The following is an 18257-nucleotide window of genomic DNA, read 5'->3' as shown; positions in this document are numbered from 1 at the left end:
TTAGCTGGACAGATAGGTGCAGATATTCAATTCTAATTTAAAATCTCTTTAAGTTCTTTTAAAGAAAAACCCGGTGGTTTTAGGTAGTCTAGTACTACCTTACCACTATCTAGGACTATAAGCCTTTTGCCGTAATTTACGGCATCTTCTAAATTATGCGTGATCATAACGGAAGTGATCTTATGTTTCTCTATAATCTCTGCTGTTTTTTTCATCACTTCCAAAGAAGCTTTCGGATCTAAATTTGCCGTATGTTCGTCTAGAAATAATATTTTAGGTGGATGAGCTATGATAAGTGCCAACAGTATAATCTGCTTTTCTCCACCGGAAAATTTACCTAATGGCTGTGAAAGTAAAGGCAAAAAGCGTTTAGGTGCACCTGTAAGCTCTAACAACTCACTACTTGCTAACCGTTCATTACTAGAGAATCTACTTTCCCACAAAATGATATTTTCTTCAAGGGTTAGCTCGGTAAATAGTCTCTCTTCAGCTTTTTGTGTTAATGTAACTAATGTAGAAGCTTTTTGTCCTTTAGGTATTTTATCGATTCTGACTTGATCTAGACACACTTTCCCGCTAGTAGGTTTTAAATAGCCGGCAAGTATTTTAGCTAAAGTAGACTTACCGCTACCGTTATGACCCAATATTACAACAAACTCTTCTTTAGCGATATTTAAAGTAGTTTCAGCAATTATAGGTTCGATTCTTTCTTTAACTTTGAACTGTATATTTTCTGCATATAAATAAGGTTTCATAAAGCCTCTCTTTTTACAGAACTCAACGAAATAAACAATACTATCCCTAAAATAAGCTTAAGATTTATGGGATCGATGCCAATTCGGAGTAAAAAGCCCAGAGCAATAAAGTAAAATAATATACCTATCAAACAAGAAAATATCTCTTTAAACACATTAAAATTATTAGCATGGATTAAAATATGACGCCCTATAACAATTGCACCAATACCGACTAGTGCCACCCCGAAACCCATATTAATATCGGCAAAACCATTTACTTGTGCAGATAAAGTACCGGTTAAAGCAGCCAAACAATTACTTATGCTAAAACCGATAGTACGGTAAAGCTCGGCAGGTTTTCCTAAATTAATCAATAAATCTTTATTAAAACCAAAAGCACGCAGAAATAAACCGAGCTTACCTTTTAATAAAATTATAACTGAACATATAATAAGACAATTGATTATTACTAAAGGTATTAACCAATTTTCGAGATCTAATACAGATAATAGAGTCGGCATACCAAGAACCGATATATTAGGACGCTGCATAATTTGTAAGTTAACCGAATAAAGCATAAAACTTGCAAGTATTCCGGCTATAAGCCCGTTAATGCGGTTATTCTTCTGCATAACACTAACTATACTGCCTATAATTCCGCCTGCTATTACGGCAAATATTAATGCAGGAAATAACCCAAATGAAAGGCTGCGGGCAAACACTGCCGCACCAAGTACATAAGTACCGTCTACGGTAAGATCGGTAATTTTGAGGATCCGATAACTTATATATATCCCTAAAATAAGCGGCAGCATTATTAAGGATTGCTCAAGAGCAGTAACTAAAATGTTCATGTTACTACTCTTCAAGTTCTTTACGCGCGAAAGGAAGTACGGATAAATTTTCTTTAGTAAGAATATCTTGTTTAACAAATGATTTAAGGTTAATAAATAAAGTTAAGTCTTTCATATCCCCAAATGGAATATCTTTCGGTTCTATTCCTTGTAAGATTTTTTTTGCCATTAAACCTGCTTCTACGCCTATTTGCTTCTCTTGTACTCCTACCGCAATAGTTGCCCCGCTAATTACCGAACCTTCATCGGAAGCAATTATCGGAATACGGCGTTTAAATGCTTCTTGCTTTAAAATATTAATCCCACTGACTATTAAATGATCTTTCAAAATTATAAAACTCTGCGTATTTTCAGGAGCATTTTTTACAGCCATAGGCATATCATTGAAATTTTGTATCATTACCGTATGCAGAGAAATATTGTTTTTTCCAGCATATAATTTTAACATTTCTACTTCAGGTATAACTTTCTCGCTACTGCTATAAATTAAAGTGATATTCTGTAAAAAAGGTAATTTACTAATGGTGTCAGTGATTTGTATCTCATCGTTAACACCGGTAACTAAAGGTAGGTTTTTACTATTAATCATAGCAGCAGCACACACAATCGGTTTATTTGTTATATGAGAAATAACAGTTTGACTGGCTGTCGTGCCTATTGGAATTATTATATCAATATCCTGATCTTTTATTTGCTTTATAATGGCAAGTAAAATATTAGAATCAGCATGAGCATTTTTAACTATAATTTCTGCATCTATATCTTTTAGCGACTCTTTAATTCCTGATATAATCTCAGTCATTGCGGCATGTTCAAGTGGAACAATGACTGCTACTTTTTTTTGATCCGCATAAACTGCAGCTGTGATGAATAAAACAAAAAGAAAAGAAAAAAATTTTTGAAAAATATTAGAGATAAACATTTTAATATCCTGTTATAAGTTATAATTTAATAATCAAAATTTAAATTTGCATATAGCAAAAACATAAACGCAAAAAATTATCTACGCCAACGCCAATTTTGTATTAAACTATTAACCTTTAAAGATATCATAAATATTTTTAACTGTAGAAATATAAAGTAAAGATAAAAAACTTATCTTGCTTTGACTAGAATCTAAATAGTCAAGAAAGCTCTACCTTAGAGGCTATCTATAAATAAATTTTAAGGCTAATTAAAACTTATTTACAGATAGCCTCTAAATTTTTAATGTTTAGCACTATTTTTAGATTATGTCAATAACCAATAAATAGTATTGCCTAAAAGAATTACTTGAGATAGCCTATACTTCGATGTCATAACCGCTTTTACAAAACGTTATTATTGCATAAAGTTGTTGCACGGCTACAAAAAACCTACTCGATGTCATACCGTGGCTTGACCACGGCATCCATAAAAGTAACTTTAAAATACTAAATTTTTAGCATTTTAAATTGGACCCCGCGACCAAGTCGCGCGGGATGACAGGGGTGGAATCGATCCACGCAGGAATGACCTAAACAAGCCATTCATCCTCTTAATGACGATTCAGTACCCATGCAGCAAGACTTATAAAATGAAAAAGGAATTCATTTCTTAAACTATGCATTTTCTGTTTGTTCTAATACCGTTTGCCCTAGTAATTGCGATAGAACATCTTGACCTGCTTCAGTCCAACTTATAGGTGGCTCTTCGTTTGGTAAACCTGTACCATAACGATCATTAAATACTCTAACTGCTTGCTGAGTAAATTGATCAAATGTACTTGTGGATTCTACTCCATAGCCATATTCTTTTAAATTTTCCTGTAAAGTATTAACTTTTTCTCCAGTACTATCAAGACTTAATAATAATTCACTCTTTTGCTCTTGCGTAGTCTCAAAATATCTACCAAAACCAGCTTCAGCTAATTCTTTCCAAGGAAATTTTGATCCAGGAGCTATATGAGCATTGCCTTCTCGGTTTACAGTTACTTCACCAAGACCGACTAAATCATGTTTTAAATCTAAATTTGGATATCTTTCTGCTACATCCTTAAGAAATTCTTTTAATTTCCCTATTTGCTCTTCAGGAAAATCACTTTTTGCATCATTAATAAGCATGACTCCAATACCAAACTTATTAACACCTACTTCTCCTTTCCAACTACTCTTGCCTGCATAAAAAGCTTGATCTGTTAAATCATTATGATATTCTTTTTGAGTCCCATCCTTATCAATTATGTAATGAACACTTGCACCTCGCTCATCCAATACTTCAAGAACAGCCTTAATATCCTTGCTTACAGAATAAGTAATTACTACACAGGTAGGTTTTACTCCTTCCGGTCTTGGGGCCATATATTTACCATTTGGACTATTGGTATTACTAATACCGTTATTTTCAATAGCCTTACTTTTACTCATAACCTTCCTCCAATATATTTAATAATTGTTGACAGCTCAGAATTTACTAAACCTTAACCAAAATTAATACTTTGGTAATGCTAAGTCAATGAAAATTTAAATATTATTCACAAGGTATCTATACTGATCTGACAAGTTCAATGATTATTTTTCTAATATTTGGATTTTGTACTCTAGTAAATGCTCTAGTTAACGATAAAAGTGCTCTTTCCATAGTCCTTGATAATTCATTTATAATCAAAAGAGACGTCATGTTCATATTGCCCTTCTTCTTCAGCAATATTATTTAAGAAATCACTTTCTATTTCTTTGAATAGATATTCAATTTTATTATTATGAGTATTTTCATGGTCAGCTTTTAACTTTTCTTCTTCAGAACTATTAAAGAAATATTTTAAAGGCGTATTTAAAACTTTTGCAAAAACATATAACCTACTTATAGGTATATTACTTAAACCTTCTTCATATTTTTTAACTTGGAGAGCACTAATACCGAAAAAGCTTGCCCTAATTCTTTTTGGGTAATACCTACAGCAAGACGTCGTTCTTTTAAACGTTCACTTGCGAGTTTGTCTGGATGTTTTATTGAATCATTCATTTTAACAATAAGCTTTAATTAATTATTAATAAAGGCTATTCAACTTTAAATGTAGTATATATTACTTTATATTTAATCAAGCAACTTTATTAAAAATTTAATATAATAATGCTAAAACCCTTTGATTATCAAGAATCAAGGCTAATAAATAATTAATTAAAAGTATAAAAACGATGAGTAATAAAATAGTAAAATTACCGAATTGCGAGAATATAGTGGGAGAGATTAATTTTTTAGGAATTAAATCTTGAGTATAATTTATTTCATTTAGATTTAGTTTTTTTATTGTTCTGCCAAAAGGATCTACTATAGCTGAAATACCGTTATTAGCTACTCTAATCATAGGTAAACCATTCTCTACGGCTCTACTTCTACTAATATGAAAATGCTGATATGGACCGCTGGATTTACCATACCATGCATCATTTGTAATATTAATTATTACATCGGCTATTTCATTATTAGTCCGTACAAAATCAGAAAAAATAGATTCATAACAAATCAAAGGTTTAATTTTAAGATTATATTTTTCAAGATAAACAAGCCCTCCGTTTCCTTCTTTATAATCCATTAAACCATGAGTTAATTTTTTAAACGGTAGTATCTTTTTAAGGGGCATATACTCACCGAAAGGTACTAAATGTGATTTATGGTATTCAAATAATTTATGATTATTTTTATCAAGAGCATACATAGCTGAGTAAAGTTCAAACTCATCACCTTGTTTTTTATTATCCGAAATTCCTCCTGTTATCAAAATAGCATTTGTAGAATTTAGCATTTTTAATAATTTTGATTTAACTTGCGGTATATCATCAGGTACTACTAATGCTGCCTCAGACCAAATAATTAAATCGGTAGGTTCCAAATTTTCCGATAAATTAATATGTAGCATTAAATTATGCCAAAATTCTTCTTCATTCCATTTTTCGGTTTGAGGTATTGAAGGTTGCACTAATCGTACTTTTATATCCGTGAAATTTGTATGGTTATTACTTAGCCTTACTGCTCCGTAAATGACAATGATGGTTAATACTAGGACTGAACTAGCTAGTAATATTTTTAACTGAGTAAATTGCTTGCTAAATAAAGGATAAGCTGATGTAGAAATATATATAACTATAAAACTAAGCCCATATATCCCTATTATACTTAAAGGCTGTATTAAAATATCTGAAAACGAAAAAGCATAACCGATCAAATTCCAAGGAAAACCGGTAAAAATCCACGAACGTACCCACTCAAATAATACCCAACATAAACAGAATATAAATTGGTAATATTTATTATTTTTAGCAAAAAAACTAAGCGTGCAGCTTGCTGATATAAAGCAAGCTAAAACTATAGGTAGTCCAAATAACGCAAAAGGAATTGCCCACCAAAAATCTGCAATATAAACGCTAACACCGATACTTATCCAATATATTCCACTTAAAAAATGCCCAAAACCGAATAAATAACCAAATTTTGTGGCTTCGTACCAATTTTCGGATTTTTGAACTATATAACATAAGTAAGATAACGTTAATAATGCCGGTATAAAGAAAGTCGGAGCAAAAACTAAACCGCTTAATATCCCTAGCAGTAAACATATGATTTTAGGTTTATACATTTTTATCGATTATTTGTTTACAAAATAATACATCATGCTATCATTTCAGCAAGTTTTAATATAATGAGTAAATAAATGACTACAGGATTACTACAAGGAAAAAAAGGCTTAATTACAGGTATTGCAAATAATATGTCAATATCGTGGGCGATTGCACAGCTTGCTAAAAAACACGGAGCAGAGCTATGGTTTACTTATCAATCGGGAGTACTAGAAAAACGAGTTAAACCACTCGCTGAGGAAATAGGTTGTAATTTTGTTAGCGAACTTGATGTTACGAAGCCAAAATCAATTAGTAATTTATTTGATGATATAAAAGAGAAATGGGGTAACTTCGATTTCTTACTTCACGGTATGGCTTTTGCCGATAAAAATGAATTAAAAGGACGTTATGTTTATACTAGCTTAGAAAATTTTCATAATTCTTTACATATATCATGTTACTCTCTTTTAGAACTCGCAAGGTCTGCAGAAGCCTTAATGCATAACGGCGGAAGCATTGTGACATTAACTTACTACGGCGCTGAAAAAGTTATACCTAATTATAACGTTATGGGAGTAGCCAAAGCTGCACTTGAGGCTAGTATAAAATATCTAGCAAACGATATGGGAGAAAATCATATTAGGGTAAATGCTATTTCGGCAGGACCTATCAAAACTTTAGCATCTAGTGCAATAGGTGATTTTAGTACTATGCTTAAATCTCACGCTGCAACCGCACCGTTAAAACGTAATACTACCCAAGAAGATGTAGGAGGAGCAGCAGTATATTTATTTAGTGAATTATCTAAAGGTGTTACCGGTGAAATCCATTATGTAGATTGCGGTTATAATATTATGGGAAGTAATAAATTATAAATTATCATCACAATCCATGATTTCTTTTTTTGAGGTGTTCAGGTTTTGGAGGAACAGGCGGTTTTTTAGATTTTGCCTGAACTTTTTTAGCCTCTAACGGCAATACCAGATTATTTAATCTATTTAACTCTTTTGAGATTTGTTTTAACTGTTCTTGTACTTCTATCTTTAAAGGAGTATGAGAATTTTTCATTTCACTATTTATTATTGTGCCTATTTTCTCAAGATTTTTTTTAGAAATGGAATATGATTTTATACCTATATAATTAACAATCTTTGACCACCAAGCTTGTCTTTTATCTAATCCTTGATATATTACATCTACTAAAGCATTTTTTTTGAATGTTAATATATAATCAGAAGCTCCTTCTAAGGATTTAGATAAATGCCTTTTTATTGCTCCTTGTCTCTTATCTTCAATATTTACTTTTTTGTCTTTCTTGAGTTTTGTTATTGCTTTTTCAATTATTGAAGATATCTTAGTTTCTTTTCCTTCATGTGCTTTATTTTCTAAATTTTCTTTGGTATTAAAATTTATATTAGTTCCTATTTTAGCATCTACTAATTGTTTAGCATACTTACCGTTAGGATCTTGTATTTCTCGCTCTATCTCAGCAGATTTTAAACCTAATGTTGTATATATATCTGATTCTCGGAAAAGTGGAGCATATAATAAAAAATTAATACTTTGAGCTATTCTACTATCTATCAAATCTATAGAATCTCTTTTGGGATAAAATTTTTCTTGTAAAATACGATAGTGATCTAATATTTCCTGTGTTATATCTTTTACATCAAGAGATTGTAATTCTCCTTTATCATTAAATTTTGCTTTCATACCTGAACGTTTGGCTTCCAATAATAATATTTCTTGAAAAACTTTATTATTAGGAGTACGACAAACGAAATTAGGATCGTTATCCGGCATTAATTCATTTGCATTTTCCATTATTGCTTGATTGAGTTTATGTAATTGCTCTTTATTAAGCTTTTTATCTAACAAACTTATAAAAGCTTCTCTTTGTTTTTGCTTACTTGCAGTACTAAAAGCCTGCTGCATCTTTTGCAAAACAACAAAATCAAAATTTTTGTTACCTATTTCTTGGATAACTAAATTTGCTAAATTTTTTGTTTCAGTATTCACTGTTTCTTTTTTATTTTTTGTAGCCATATTTAGTATTAATCTCACTTATAATTATTTAAATATTAATGATAGATTAAATTAATTTCTAGATGTTTTTACTATATTTATAATCAAAACTTTAAAACAGTATCTAGCAAGTCATACTGGTCCTGAGCTATCACCCAAAATTTCTATTGATTCTATTGTTTCATTATTCGATTGACTATGCATTACTAAATCTAAAATATTCGAAGATGCTAAATTGCTAATATAAACACCTTGTACATCATTTAATACATAATCAACTACTAATAATTTAGAATCAGCAGAAGTTCCATATAATGACATTTTTGCCTCAAATAATTTTTTAAATGTATCTAATTCAAGTAATTCTTCACATACAGCATGTTCTTTAATATCTCTACTTACAAATAAACTCATTATGCTTCGTGCTAAACTATTTTTAATATATAAGCCTTTTAAGCATTCAATAAAATTTTCAAAAAAATTTAGTTCTTCAAAAGGAATTTTGAAATCAGGTAATAATTCTTGATATAATTTTTGCTGCAATTCCTTTTTTGCAATTAGTTCTTCAAAAGGAATGTTTAGATCACTGAACAATTCTTGATATAATTTTTGCTGCAATACCTCCTGCTCAAATTTTTTCAAATAGAAATTATCAATTAATAGCTTGTAAAGCTTAAGTACCCCACTAGGAAGGTTAATTTTCAAAGTTCCTTTTTTATCAATTTCTACAGTAAACCTGTTTTCTTTTGCTTCTAAATATATTAGATCTCGAAATATACTATCCTCTTTTGTTCTACGAAGTAAAAAAGCTGCATCTTTAGAATCAACTAAATCTAAAGCATGTTTCATTATTGTTGCATTAAGCTCATGTAACCTATTGTTAGATATAATCTCTTCTACATCTGCTAGAAAAGATTTTTTATCATCTATTTTTAATTTCCTTAAATTTTCTAGAACTTCTAAAGTTATTTCTCCTTGTTGAATTTTTTTAAGTAACTCATAATAGTTGCTAAATTTTACTTCTTGATTTTTGCATCCTAACCCGGCATAAACATTGCATCCTGATTCTTTCTTTTGAGCTAATCCAGGATATTCTTCTTCAATTTCTCTAGGTTTACTAATACAAGAACTCATCATGTCTTTTAGCTTCATATAATTTATTCCTTACATTTAATAAGAAGTATTATATTTAGTTAAGAAATATTAACAAGTACTTTATAGAAGATTAAGATAAATTAATTTTTATTGAGAGGATGATGCAACAATGCTTTTTTGAGATGATTAGTTTGAAGATGAGTATATATTTGGGTAGTAGATATATCAGCGTGACCAAGCAGCTCTTGAATTACTCTTAAGTCTGCTCCGCCCTCAAGCAAATGACTTGCAAAACTGTGACGTAATATATGCGGAGAAATATACTCAGGGTTAAGTCCTGCATAAAGGGCAGCAGATTTTAACAGAATAGCAAAATTTTGCCTAGTCATATAACCAGCTAAAGCTGATGAGGGAAATAAATAAATTAGATTGCTTGGTTTAGCTTTATTCACAAAAACATCTCTAATTGCAAGATATTTAGCAATACTGATAACTGCCTGTTCATTTATTACTATGACTCTTTCCTTATTACCTTTACCAAGTACCGAAAATATTTTTCTTACTTCTCCTTTAGACGTTTTATTAGTCAGAATATCAGCAAGCTTAAGACTAACAAGCTCCGAGACTCTAAGACCACTAGCATAAAGCAAATGAATCATAGCATTAAGCCTGATACCTTCAGGAGAATTATTGTGAGAGCAATGTTCAAGTAACGATTTAATTTGAGCTATAGATAATATTTCGGGAAGTTTATTTTGATATTTGGGCAAATCTACGTTAAGAACCGGATTAAACGCGGTATGGTTTTCGCTAATTAAAAATTCATAATAACTTTTTATAGTTGAGATTTTTCTGTTGATTGAGCGTGCTTGCAAATCATTACTTGCTAGATACTCAATCCAGTCTCTAATATTCTCAGTAGTAATATTTAATTCGGATAATTTTTGTTTAGCAAGATAATTTTGAAAATCGAATAAGTCACGCTTATAGCTAAGTATTGAATTTTTTGACAATGCTCTCTCGGCTAAAAGCATTTCTAGGAATTGCGCAATAAATGCCATAAGATGTTTTAATTTCTATAATGGAGGCCAGGGTCGGAATCGAACCGACGAATAGAGGATTTGCAGTCCACGGCATTACCACTTTGCTACCCAGCCTAATCATTTGTCATACCACAATCCTATGTCATTCCTGCGAAAGCAGGAATCCATAAACAGATAATTGTATTTGTACTGGATTCCCGCTTTCACGGGAATAACATAAATACTACCAACATCCATACAAAAAAGCAACTATTTTTATATTAAACTCCTAATCCTTGCAGGATATTTAAACGATTTATCCTTCATAAAATTCAAGAACTGGCTAACTGAATCTACTATATCGTCATTTTTAATATGGGGAAAATTCAGTAATTCCTTTAAAATTATGCTTGATTATTTAGGTATTAGAACACTAGCTGATTAAAATAAAAGAACTACCGAGGCGAATCTTGTAACTTTATCAAAGCTTGGCTTAATCCCTATCACTCTAAATATTACCACCTAAAAATCCTATATCTTGAATCAATTGTTGACCACTTGCTTTATCTTCGATTAATATAAATTTTGGCTGATATTCTCTAGTTAGTTTTTCCGTCAAATTCTTAAGCTCAGGATAATTAATTTTTTTCCGTACTAATGATACTAGATAATATTTCTGTTCAAGAATCCCCCATATATTACAAACACTATAATCGGAATCTTCGGAAATCTTAATTGCCGTATCCCAGCTTTGCACAAAATAATCAAATCTTGAAGGTAGATTTTCATAAAAGCTAATATCTTCCATATTCAGTAACGATGACCTTTGTGCTATCGGTTCTTGTAAATATTGAGCATTATCATTATAGCTACCTATTTCCTGCTCTAATTTCATTAAACAATCAGGAGGTTCTTTATATCTGTCTAATAACTTTACCACTAAGATATTGATATTCTTTATTCATTAATTTAAAGGAGTAATCTTGAATGCTAATCGCCGGAATTTTTAAATGATGCCATGAATTGCTATTATTAAGTAGATAACCGGATAAATCATCCGTATGCAGACGCTGCATAACTAAAACTATCGCTCCCTTATTACGATTATTTAGTCTGCTAACAAAAGTTTGCTCAAACCAATCTATAACTTTCTTACGTATTTTATAAGAATGAATTTGCGTGGGGTTATGAGGATCATCGATCATTAAGATATCACCGCCCTCACCTGTTGCTGATCTTCCAACCGATGTTGCAAATCTAAAGCCATTAGCTGTCATTAAAAACTTACTTTTTTGATTATGGGGTTTACTAAGGATAGTACTTGGGAACAGTTCTTTATACCAATCAAAATTTAAAATGAACCGACAATCTAGTGAGTGTTTAATGCTAAGTATTTGAGAATAGCTGGCAACCATAATCCTTTTGGTAGGATTCACCCCCAATAAATAAGCAGGCCAAGCAACGCTAACACAAATAGATTGTAGTAAGCTCCTTGGCGGTATATTAATTATTAAACGATTAATATCACCGCTTTACACGGCATTTAAATAATCGGTAATTATTCTTATATGCTTACTTGGATAATACTCCGCTCCAGGATTAATAGTATTAAATACCTTAATTATAAAACTATGAAAATCCTGTCGTAAAATAGAATTTAAGAGTTCTTTAGAGTGGAGCATATTGTACCTACATCGTCATTGCGAGAAAAAATTGTAAGTTTTGACTAAGCAATCTAAGGCAAGATTCCTGAGGTTGCCACGCTCCTTGAAATCGCTCGCAATGACCTTAAAATCTTATCATAAATTATCATTGCCATTAATCCCCTATAGTATATAATTTTGAAAAATAATATATTTATCTATGAAATTACTAAAAATTATTTTTATCATCACTATATGCATTAATTTTCCTATATTCGCAGAAAATTTAGAGTCGGTTACTACAACCGAAGATATTGAAAATGACGTATTTATCCCTCTTGATGAAAATCATCCTATTTTAAATCCAAACGATAATATTAATGATAGTTCTGAGTTTAAGAATTATACAAATGGCAAAATTATTGCTCTAAATAACATTACTGCTACTTCTGAAGAGATAGATTTTAAAGTCGGAGAAGAAAAATATTTCGGTAATATAAAAATCAAATTGCACAAATGTATAAAAAACCTTGATCCATATAATGAAGATAATTATTTGTTGATGACCATAACGGAATATAAAATAGACGAAGATCCTAATTTACTCTTTCAAGGATGGATGATTTCTTCAAGCATTTCACTTTCAACGTTTGAACACCCAATCTACGAAATTTTTGCTAAAGATTGTTTTTAGATGCAATATTTAATTTCAAGTTTAATATTTTTAATTCCAAGCCTTGGGATGCTGGCGGGCTTATCCACTGCAGCTACTGTTACAATTTTTTTGCTTATATCATTCCTGCGAAGTATTAATAGTCATTGCGAGCGACTGAAAGGAGCGTGGCAATCCAGTAACAATGTCATACCGTGGCTTGACCACGGTATCCAAAAAATAAAAAAAGACTGGATCCCACTACAAGCTCACGGGATGACAATGTTATTCACCGCTTGGTGCTTTATATCTTGTTTATTCGCAATTCATCTTATTAATAGCTTAGCTACTTTTACTCAAGTTTTTATACTCTTATTTCTTGGCTTTGCAGTTAGTAATTCTTCTCCTTTTCAAAATCGCTTACAGCTTAAAAAAGCCTTAATATTCGGAATTCTCACAGCAATATTATTATTCTTCATCGAATATTCTTCTCATGGATTTTTAACAAGAATATTCAAAACTAGTTTTGGCTTATATATGCTAGATCGTGGTTGTGCTTTACTTTCAATTACCGCTTGGGTAGCGATTATAATTTTACTTTCTAACGATAAAAAACGACATGCATTAATGCTATATATATTAGTACTTTATTTACTAAGTATTTCCGATAGTTTAGCAAGTTTTTTAGGCTTTGGTATAGGAGGAGTAATATTTATTTTAACAAGATTTATGAAGCCGATATTTTTCAAATTAATCGCAATAAGTTTAATTACCGGCTCGTTACTATTTCCTGTGATAGCTAAACAAATAGAACCACAAGATTTATCTGAACAATATTTAGCTACACAACCTTCCGCTGCTCATCGTTTATTTATTTGGCATTTCGTCGCAAACAAAATCATTGAAAAGCCGATTTTAGGCTATGGCTTAGCTTCTTCTAAATATATCGAAGCTGATGATAGTGAAATGATCGATTACAACGGAGAAAAATGGCATCCTTTGCCGCTTCATCCTCATAATAATATATTACAAATTACTCTTGAACTCGGTATAATAGGTTTAATATTATTTTTATGCTTAGTTTATAAATATCTCAAACAAATTAGTAATCTCAAAAATAAAAATTTCAAGGCAATTTCCTATGCATGTTTTATAAATTACTATATTATCGGCATGATTTCATATAATATTTGGCAAATATGGTGGATATCAAGCGGTATTTGGGTACTAGTTTTAATGAAGCTACTAGTTAAACCTGATATTGTCATTGATAATTGATGCTATTTGAGGTAAATATAGAGTTAAGTGTCATTAAATCTACGTCATTGCAAGCAGCCGTAGGCTGCGTGGCAATCTCATCAAATATCCTGAGATTGCTTCGTCGCATTACTGTGCAATTCTTCTCGCAATGACGGAACAATATAATAAAAAACATATGCTACAAAACTCAGAACTTTTACAAGAATATCTACCGATTGCTATATTTTTCTGTATTGCGGTATTGGTTTCCGGTTTAATAATGATTCTACCTAACCTATTATCGACAAAAAAATATAATAAAGATAAGCTAGAACCTTATGAGTGCGGTTTTGAGCCTTTTAGCGATGCAAGAGCAAAATTTGACATACGTTTTTACTTAGTTGCTATTTTATTTATTATCTTTGATCTTGAAATTGCATTTTTAGTGCCTTGGGCTATTAGTCTTAATACGATAGGTAAAATAGGCTTTTTCTCAATGATGTTTTTCTTATTCGTACTTATTATCGGGTTCATATATGAATGGAAGAAAGGAGCTTTAGACTGGTAGTAATATGAAAAATAATTTTTATCAAGAAGACGAATTATTAAGTAATGAGCTTTCTAATAGAGGATTCTTACTCACTAAAGTTGATGACGTTATAGGCTGGGCGAGAGCTAATTCCTTATGGCCTATGACTTTTGGGCTTGCTTGTTGTGCTGTTGAGATGATGCAGGCAGCAGCAAGTAGATATGATATGGATCGCTTCGGTATGTTATTTAGACCAAGTCCAAGACAGTCCGACCTTATGATAGTTGCAGGAACGCTTACTAACAAAATGGCACCGGCTCTACGTAAAGTATATGATCAGATGGCTGAACCTAAATGGGTGCTTTCAATGGGTAGCTGTGCCAATGGCGGCGGCTATTACCACTTTTCCTATTCGGTAGTGCGTGGCTGTGATAGAATCGTACCGGTTGACGTATATGTCCCTGGCTGCCCTCCTACCGCTGAAGCATTAATTTACGGGCTTATGCAGTTACAGAAAAAAATTAAACGCACTACAGGTTTTAAGTATGACGCTAGACAAACTCATTGAAAGACTTGCAGCTAAATCTAGCATTTTAATAACTCCGATCACGGTTAAAGATTACCTAGCTTATAAAATCGAGCCGAATTTTTTATTGCCGTTTTTAAAAGTTCTAAAAGAATCGGAAGAATTACGCTTCACTTTACTTACTGATTTATTTGGAGCTGATTTTCCTCAGAATAACGTAGTCAATTCAGTTGGGCTTGGCCACAAGGAGCAAGACGCGAAGCCTATAACTAATAGGAAAGCGACGAGCGACAATGTAGGCAAGTCCAAATCAATTGACTATAAAAGGTTTGAAGTAGTATATAATTTATTAAGCTTAAAATTAAATAAGCGTCTTATAATAAAAGTATATATATCTGAAAAAGAAACTATACCTTCAGCAATGAATATATTTAGTGCCGCTTGTTGGTATGAGCGTGAAGTTTATGATATGTACGGGGTAAATTTCGAGGGTAATGACGATAAAAGACGCATACTAACCGATTACGAATTTGAGGGGCATCCATTACGTAAAGATTTCCCGTTAACAGGCTATACACAAGTTAAATATGATGAGAAGCTAAAGAAAGTAGCTTATGAACCGGTCGATTTAGACATAGAATATCGTGATTTTGATTTTAGCTCGCACTGGCATAGCCCGAGTTATGTATTGCCAGGTGATGAGAAGGCAACCGATGTCATTCCTGCGAAATCAGGAATCCAGAAATAAAATGAATGTCATCCTGTGACTTGATCGCGGGATCCAGAAAAAATAAAAAAGACTGGACCCCGTGGTCAAGCGAACTAGGTGACAGTAGGAAAAATACTATGACTAACAACACCAAAACTATAACTCTAAACCTTGGTCCACAGCATCCGGCAACTCACGGAGTTTTAAGGTTAATCCTTGAGATGGACGGGGAAGTAGTAAATAATGCCGACCCTCATATTGGGTTACTTCATCGTGGTACGGAAAAGCTTATTGAGCATAAAACATATTTGCAGGCTATACCATATTTTGATCGTCTTGATTATGTTTCGCCGATGTGTCAGGAACATGCATTTGCTTTAGCTGTCGAGTCGTTATTAGAATGCGAAGTCCCACGAAGAGCTAAGTTTATCAGGGTACTATTCTCAGAGCTAACAAGAATTTTGAACCATACTTTGAATATTGGCAGCCAAGCTTTAGATATCGGTGCTACTACTCCTTTATTATGGCTCTTTGAAGAGCGAGAAAAGATCATGGAATTTTACGAGCATGTTTCCGGCTCTCGTATGCATTCAAACTACTTTAGACCGGGCGGGGTTGCAGCAGATTTACCCGAAGGTTTACTTGAGGATATAGATAAGTTTATAGAACAGTTTCCTCCTAAACTTCACGATATTGAAAGTCTACTAAATGAAAATAGATTATGGAAACAACGTTTAGTAGATATCGGCGTTGCGTCTCAAAAAGAGGCAATGGACTGGGGGTTTTCAGGACCAATGCTTAGAGGTTCGGGTATAGCTTGGGATTTACGCAAGTCAAACCCTTATGACGTTTACGATGAAATGGACTTTAAAGTACCAATCGGCAAAAACGGTGATTGTTACGACAGATATTTCGTTCGTATGCTTGAAATGTACGAATCAATCAAGATAATCAAGCAATGTATAGAAAAAATGCCGAAAGGTGCAGTTAAAACCGATGATCCTAAATTAACACCACCGACAAGAGCCAAAATGAAAGAATCTATGGAAGCAATGATTCATCATTTTAAGCTCTATACGGAAGGATATGACGTCCCAGCCGGCGAGACCTATAAAGCCGTAGAAGCCCCTAAAGGCGAATTTGGTGTATATTTATACTCGCAAGGAGGTAATAGACCTTATAGATGTCGTATTAAAGCACCCGGCTTTGCTCATTTGCAAGGACTAGATTTTATGTCTAAAGGTCATTTAATGGCAGATGTTATTACCATTATTGCAACGCTTGATATAGTATTTGGTGAGATAGATAGGTAATATATTTGTTATGCCGTGGGCTTGTACTTGCGTTACTCTGTCATTCCTACGAAAACAGGAATCCATAAAATAAAACTAAAAAACAAAAAATGTATTGGGTATATATATTATGCTCTAATAAGCATGGTACTTTATATATTGGTATTACTAATAATATAATACGTCGTGCTTATGAACATAAACAAACAATAATAAAAGGTTTTACCGCAAAATATAATATTATAAAGCTTGTTTATAAAGAAGAATTTACTGATATTCAAGAAGCACTTACAAGAGAAACAAACTTGAAAAAATGGCAAAGTAGTGTGAAAATAGAACTGATAGAAAAAACTAATCCTGAATGGAAAGATTTAATTAAATAGTTCTATGGATTCCTGCTTGCGCAGGAATGACATAAAACTATACCGTACTAAAAATATATATATGAATACAAAAATTACAAATTTTACATTTGATAAGAAAAATTTAAATCTAGCAGAAGAGATTATAAAAAAATATCCACCGCATGGAAAAAGAAGTGCAATACTTCCGCTGCTTGATCTAGCACAACGTCAAAACGGCGGCTGGCTACCTGTTCCTGCTATCGAATATGTCGCAAATATGTTAGCAATGCCTTATATACGGGCTTATGAGGTTGCAACATTTTATACTATGTTTAACTTAAAGCGAGTTGGTAAATATCATATCCAAGTATGTACTACTACTCCTTGCTGGCTGCGTGGTAGTGATGATATAATGAAAATTTGCGAAAAGAAATTAGGTGTAAAACTCAAAGAAACTACTGAAGATCAAAAATTTACTTTAAGCGAGATAGAATGTTTGGGAGCATGCGTTAACGCTCCGGTCGTACAGATTAATGACGATTATTATGAAGATCTAACTCAAAAAAAAATGGGAAAAATAATAGACAAGCTTCAAAATGACTAGAATCTTATTATTATTACTTAGATTTTATCAATATTTCATTTCTCCACTACTTGGCAATAATTGCCGGTTTCACCCCACTTGTTCTGAATATGCCAAAGAAGCTATATCAATGCACGGCAGCATAAAAGGCTTGTGGCTTACCTTTAAAAGAATCATCAAATGTCAACCGTTTTGCGACGGCGGATATGATACCGTTCCAATCTCTATAAAAAATTCTAAAACACTTAATAAAAAAATATAAATTATGTTTATTGTAAACCTTAAATATACCTTAGGCTTAGACCTTTCTTCTGTTGAAAAATTTATTACGGAACATAGAAAATGTTTAGATACATGTTATGATAAAGGATATTTTATTAGGTCCTATACATCCAAGAATTGGCGGTATTATTTTAGCTAATATAGAAAA

General features: G+C 32.1%; 21 protein-coding genes and 1 tRNA gene. 10 read left to right on the top strand and 12 right to left on the bottom strand.

The features are described 5' to 3' along the window. Positions 1 to 32: 32 nt before the first annotated feature. From RJP_RS02685 to lnt, 6 genes are all read right to left on the bottom strand, one after another. The gene (locus tag RJP_RS02685; RefSeq protein WP_014120719.1) at positions 33 to 755 is read right to left on the bottom strand and encodes an ATP-binding cassette domain-containing protein; all 723 of its coding nucleotides are present in this window, start codon (positions 753 to 755) and stop codon (positions 33 to 35) included. Further along, a complete protein-coding gene (locus RJP_RS02680; RefSeq protein WP_024704514.1) occupies positions 752 to 1591 on the bottom strand; it encodes an ABC transporter permease in 840 nt (279 codons plus the stop codon). Before RJP_RS02680 ends, RJP_RS02685 begins: the two co-directional genes overlap by 4 nt. 4 nt (positions 1592 to 1595) lie before the next feature. Further along, positions 1596 to 2513, bottom strand: coding sequence for an ABC transporter substrate binding protein (locus RJP_RS02675; protein ID WP_014120717.1), 918 nt, complete (start codon positions 2511 to 2513; stop codon positions 1596 to 1598). Between the two features lie 658 nt (positions 2514 to 3171). Continuing rightward, complete coding sequence (locus RJP_RS02670; RefSeq protein WP_014120716.1) at positions 3172 to 3975, bottom strand: N-acetylmuramoyl-L-alanine amidase; 804 nt, start codon at positions 3973 to 3975, stop codon at positions 3172 to 3174. A gap of 451 nt (positions 3976 to 4426) precedes the next feature. Continuing rightward, positions 4427 to 4573, bottom strand: a complete 147-nt coding sequence (locus tag RJP_RS08970) for a hypothetical protein (protein WP_109559307.1) — start codon at positions 4571 to 4573, stop codon at positions 4427 to 4429. A 97-nt stretch (positions 4574 to 4670) separates the two neighbouring features. Continuing rightward, positions 4671 to 6185 carry an apolipoprotein N-acyltransferase gene (gene lnt / locus RJP_RS02665; RefSeq protein ID WP_014120715.1) on the bottom strand — a complete coding sequence of 505 codons (1515 nt, stop codon included), beginning with the start codon at positions 6183 to 6185 and terminating at the stop codon, positions 4671 to 4673. A gap of 75 nt (positions 6186 to 6260) precedes the next feature. Between lnt and fabI the strand changes: the two genes are divergently transcribed. Then, the gene (gene fabI, locus RJP_RS02660) at positions 6261 to 7043 is read left to right on the top strand and encodes an enoyl-ACP reductase FabI (protein WP_014120714.1); all 783 of its coding nucleotides are present in this window, start codon (positions 6261 to 6263) and stop codon (positions 7041 to 7043) included. A 7-nt stretch (positions 7044 to 7050) separates the two neighbouring features. Here the strand turns inward: fabI and RJP_RS02655 are convergent, their stop codons facing one another. The 6 genes from RJP_RS02655 to RJP_RS10340 all read right to left on the bottom strand — a co-directional run bounded on the left by RJP_RS02655 (position 7051) and on the right by RJP_RS10340 (position 11587). After that, the gene (locus RJP_RS02655; RefSeq protein ID WP_024704513.1) at positions 7051 to 8214 is read right to left on the bottom strand and encodes a DUF5410 domain-containing protein; all 1164 of its coding nucleotides are present in this window, start codon (positions 8212 to 8214) and stop codon (positions 7051 to 7053) included. Positions 8215 to 8325: 111 nt separating this feature from the next. Next, on the bottom strand, positions 8326 to 9345 hold the full coding sequence (locus RJP_RS02650) for a DUF5410 family protein (RefSeq protein ID WP_014120713.1): 1020 nt from the start codon (positions 9343 to 9345) through the stop codon (positions 8326 to 8328). Positions 9346 to 9428: 83 nt separating this feature from the next. Further along, positions 9429 to 10349, bottom strand: a complete 921-nt coding sequence (gene xerD, locus RJP_RS02645; RefSeq protein WP_014120712.1) for a site-specific tyrosine recombinase XerD — start codon at positions 10347 to 10349, stop codon at positions 9429 to 9431. 21 nt (positions 10350 to 10370) lie between these two features. Continuing rightward, positions 10371 to 10445, bottom strand: a tRNA-Cys gene (locus RJP_RS02640). 373 nt (positions 10446 to 10818) lie between these two features. Beyond that, positions 10819 to 11250, bottom strand: a complete 432-nt coding sequence (locus tag RJP_RS10345; RefSeq protein ID WP_225981203.1) for a phage terminase large subunit family protein — start codon at positions 11248 to 11250, stop codon at positions 10819 to 10821. After that, entirely contained in the window at positions 11225 to 11587 is a 363-nt protein-coding gene (locus RJP_RS10340; RefSeq protein ID WP_225981202.1) for a hypothetical protein, read from the bottom strand. The genes RJP_RS10345 and RJP_RS10340 overlap by 26 nt, the downstream gene beginning before the upstream one ends. Before the next feature lie 586 nt (positions 11588 to 12173). Here RJP_RS10340 and RJP_RS02625 point away from each other — a divergent pair. The 9 genes from RJP_RS02625 (at position 12174) to yidD (ending at position 18089) form a co-directional block, all read left to right on the top strand. Beyond that, entirely contained in the window at positions 12174 to 12647 is a 474-nt protein-coding gene (locus tag RJP_RS02625; protein WP_004995979.1) for a DUF2155 domain-containing protein, read from the top strand. Continuing rightward, a complete protein-coding gene (locus RJP_RS02620; RefSeq protein ID WP_014120711.1) occupies positions 12648 to 13883 on the top strand; it encodes an O-antigen ligase family protein in 1236 nt (411 codons plus the stop codon). It begins immediately after the preceding gene. A 157-nt stretch (positions 13884 to 14040) separates the two neighbouring features. Further along, positions 14041 to 14412 (top strand): NADH-quinone oxidoreductase subunit A, encoded by a 372-nt coding sequence (locus RJP_RS02615; RefSeq protein ID WP_024704512.1) that lies wholly within the window; start codon positions 14041 to 14043, stop codon positions 14410 to 14412. A 4-nt stretch (positions 14413 to 14416) separates the two neighbouring features. Further along, positions 14417 to 14941 carry a NuoB/complex I 20 kDa subunit family protein gene (locus RJP_RS02610; RefSeq protein WP_004995988.1) on the top strand — a complete coding sequence of 175 codons (525 nt, stop codon included), beginning with the start codon at positions 14417 to 14419 and terminating at the stop codon, positions 14939 to 14941. Then, entirely contained in the window at positions 14919 to 15647 is a 729-nt protein-coding gene (locus tag RJP_RS02605; RefSeq protein ID WP_014120709.1) for an NADH-quinone oxidoreductase subunit C, read from the top strand. The genes RJP_RS02610 and RJP_RS02605 overlap by 23 nt, the downstream gene beginning before the upstream one ends. Before the next feature lie 98 nt (positions 15648 to 15745). After that, positions 15746 to 16921: an NADH dehydrogenase (quinone) subunit D gene (gene nuoD, locus RJP_RS02600; RefSeq protein WP_014014181.1), complete on the top strand. Its 1176-nt coding sequence runs from the start codon at positions 15746 to 15748 to the stop codon at positions 16919 to 16921. A gap of 89 nt (positions 16922 to 17010) precedes the next feature. Beyond that, a complete protein-coding gene (locus RJP_RS02595) occupies positions 17011 to 17283 on the top strand; it encodes a GIY-YIG nuclease family protein (RefSeq protein ID WP_014120707.1) in 273 nt (90 codons plus the stop codon). 61 nt (positions 17284 to 17344) lie between these two features. Continuing rightward, a complete protein-coding gene (gene nuoE / locus RJP_RS02590) occupies positions 17345 to 17848 on the top strand; it encodes an NADH-quinone oxidoreductase subunit NuoE (RefSeq protein ID WP_014014179.1) in 504 nt (167 codons plus the stop codon). Next, a complete protein-coding gene (yidD, locus tag RJP_RS02585) occupies positions 17841 to 18089 on the top strand; it encodes a membrane protein insertion efficiency factor YidD (RefSeq protein ID WP_024704511.1) in 249 nt (82 codons plus the stop codon). Before nuoE ends, yidD begins: the two co-directional genes overlap by 8 nt. The last annotated feature ends 168 nt before the right edge of the window (positions 18090 to 18257 follow it).

Source organism: Rickettsia japonica YH (assembly GCF_000283595.1).
Taxonomy (GTDB): Bacteria; Pseudomonadota; Alphaproteobacteria; order Rickettsiales; family Rickettsiaceae; genus Rickettsia; species Rickettsia rickettsii.
This window is presented reverse-complemented; position numbering and strand designations above follow the sequence as displayed.

What these genes read in the sequence shown, in the direction of transcription:
- RJP_RS02615 (WP_024704512.1), top strand. Translation starts at nt 14,041, where the DNA reads ATGCTACAAAACTCAGAACTTTTACAAGAATATCTACCGATTGCTATA.
- RJP_RS02605 (WP_014120709.1), top strand. Translation starts at nt 14,919, where the DNA reads ATGACGCTAGACAAACTCATTGAAAGACTTGCAGCTAAATCTAGCATT.
- RJP_RS02670 (WP_014120716.1), bottom strand. Translation starts at nt 3,975, where the DNA reads ATGAGTAAAAGTAAGGCTATTGAAAATAACGGTATTAGTAATACCAAT.
- RJP_RS02650 (WP_014120713.1), bottom strand. Translation starts at nt 9,345, where the DNA reads ATGAAGCTAAAAGACATGATGAGTTCTTGTATTAGTAAACCTAGAGAA.
- nuoE (WP_014014179.1), top strand. Translation starts at nt 17,345, where the DNA reads ATGAATACAAAAATTACAAATTTTACATTTGATAAGAAAAATTTAAAT.
- lnt (WP_014120715.1), bottom strand. Translation starts at nt 6,185, where the DNA reads ATGTATAAACCTAAAATCATATGTTTACTGCTAGGGATATTAAGCGGT.
- RJP_RS02620 (WP_014120711.1), top strand. Translation starts at nt 12,648, where the DNA reads ATGCAATATTTAATTTCAAGTTTAATATTTTTAATTCCAAGCCTTGGG.
- RJP_RS02655 (WP_024704513.1), bottom strand. Translation starts at nt 8,214, where the DNA reads ATGGCTACAAAAAATAAAAAAGAAACAGTGAATACTGAAACAAAAAAT.
- RJP_RS02625 (WP_004995979.1), top strand. Translation starts at nt 12,174, where the DNA reads ATGAAATTACTAAAAATTATTTTTATCATCACTATATGCATTAATTTT.
- RJP_RS02680 (WP_024704514.1), bottom strand. Translation starts at nt 1,591, where the DNA reads ATGAACATTTTAGTTACTGCTCTTGAGCAATCCTTAATAATGCTGCCG.
- xerD (WP_014120712.1), bottom strand. Translation starts at nt 10,349, where the DNA reads ATGGCATTTATTGCGCAATTCCTAGAAATGCTTTTAGCCGAGAGAGCA.
- yidD (WP_024704511.1), top strand. Translation starts at nt 17,841, where the DNA reads ATGACTAGAATCTTATTATTATTACTTAGATTTTATCAATATTTCATT.
- RJP_RS10340 (WP_225981202.1), bottom strand. Translation starts at nt 11,587, where the DNA reads ATGACAGCTAATGGCTTTAGATTTGCAACATCGGTTGGAAGATCAGCA.
- RJP_RS02675 (WP_014120717.1), bottom strand. Translation starts at nt 2,513, where the DNA reads ATGTTTATCTCTAATATTTTTCAAAAATTTTTTTCTTTTCTTTTTGTT.
- RJP_RS08970 (WP_109559307.1), bottom strand. Translation starts at nt 4,573, where the DNA reads ATGAATGATTCAATAAAACATCCAGACAAACTCGCAAGTGAACGTTTA.
- RJP_RS02595 (WP_014120707.1), top strand. Translation starts at nt 17,011, where the DNA reads ATGTATTGGGTATATATATTATGCTCTAATAAGCATGGTACTTTATAT.
- fabI (WP_014120714.1), top strand. Translation starts at nt 6,261, where the DNA reads ATGACTACAGGATTACTACAAGGAAAAAAAGGCTTAATTACAGGTATT.
- nuoD (WP_014014181.1), top strand. Translation starts at nt 15,746, where the DNA reads ATGACTAACAACACCAAAACTATAACTCTAAACCTTGGTCCACAGCAT.
- RJP_RS02685 (WP_014120719.1), bottom strand. Translation starts at nt 755, where the DNA reads ATGAAACCTTATTTATATGCAGAAAATATACAGTTCAAAGTTAAAGAA.
- RJP_RS02610 (WP_004995988.1), top strand. Translation starts at nt 14,417, where the DNA reads ATGAAAAATAATTTTTATCAAGAAGACGAATTATTAAGTAATGAGCTT.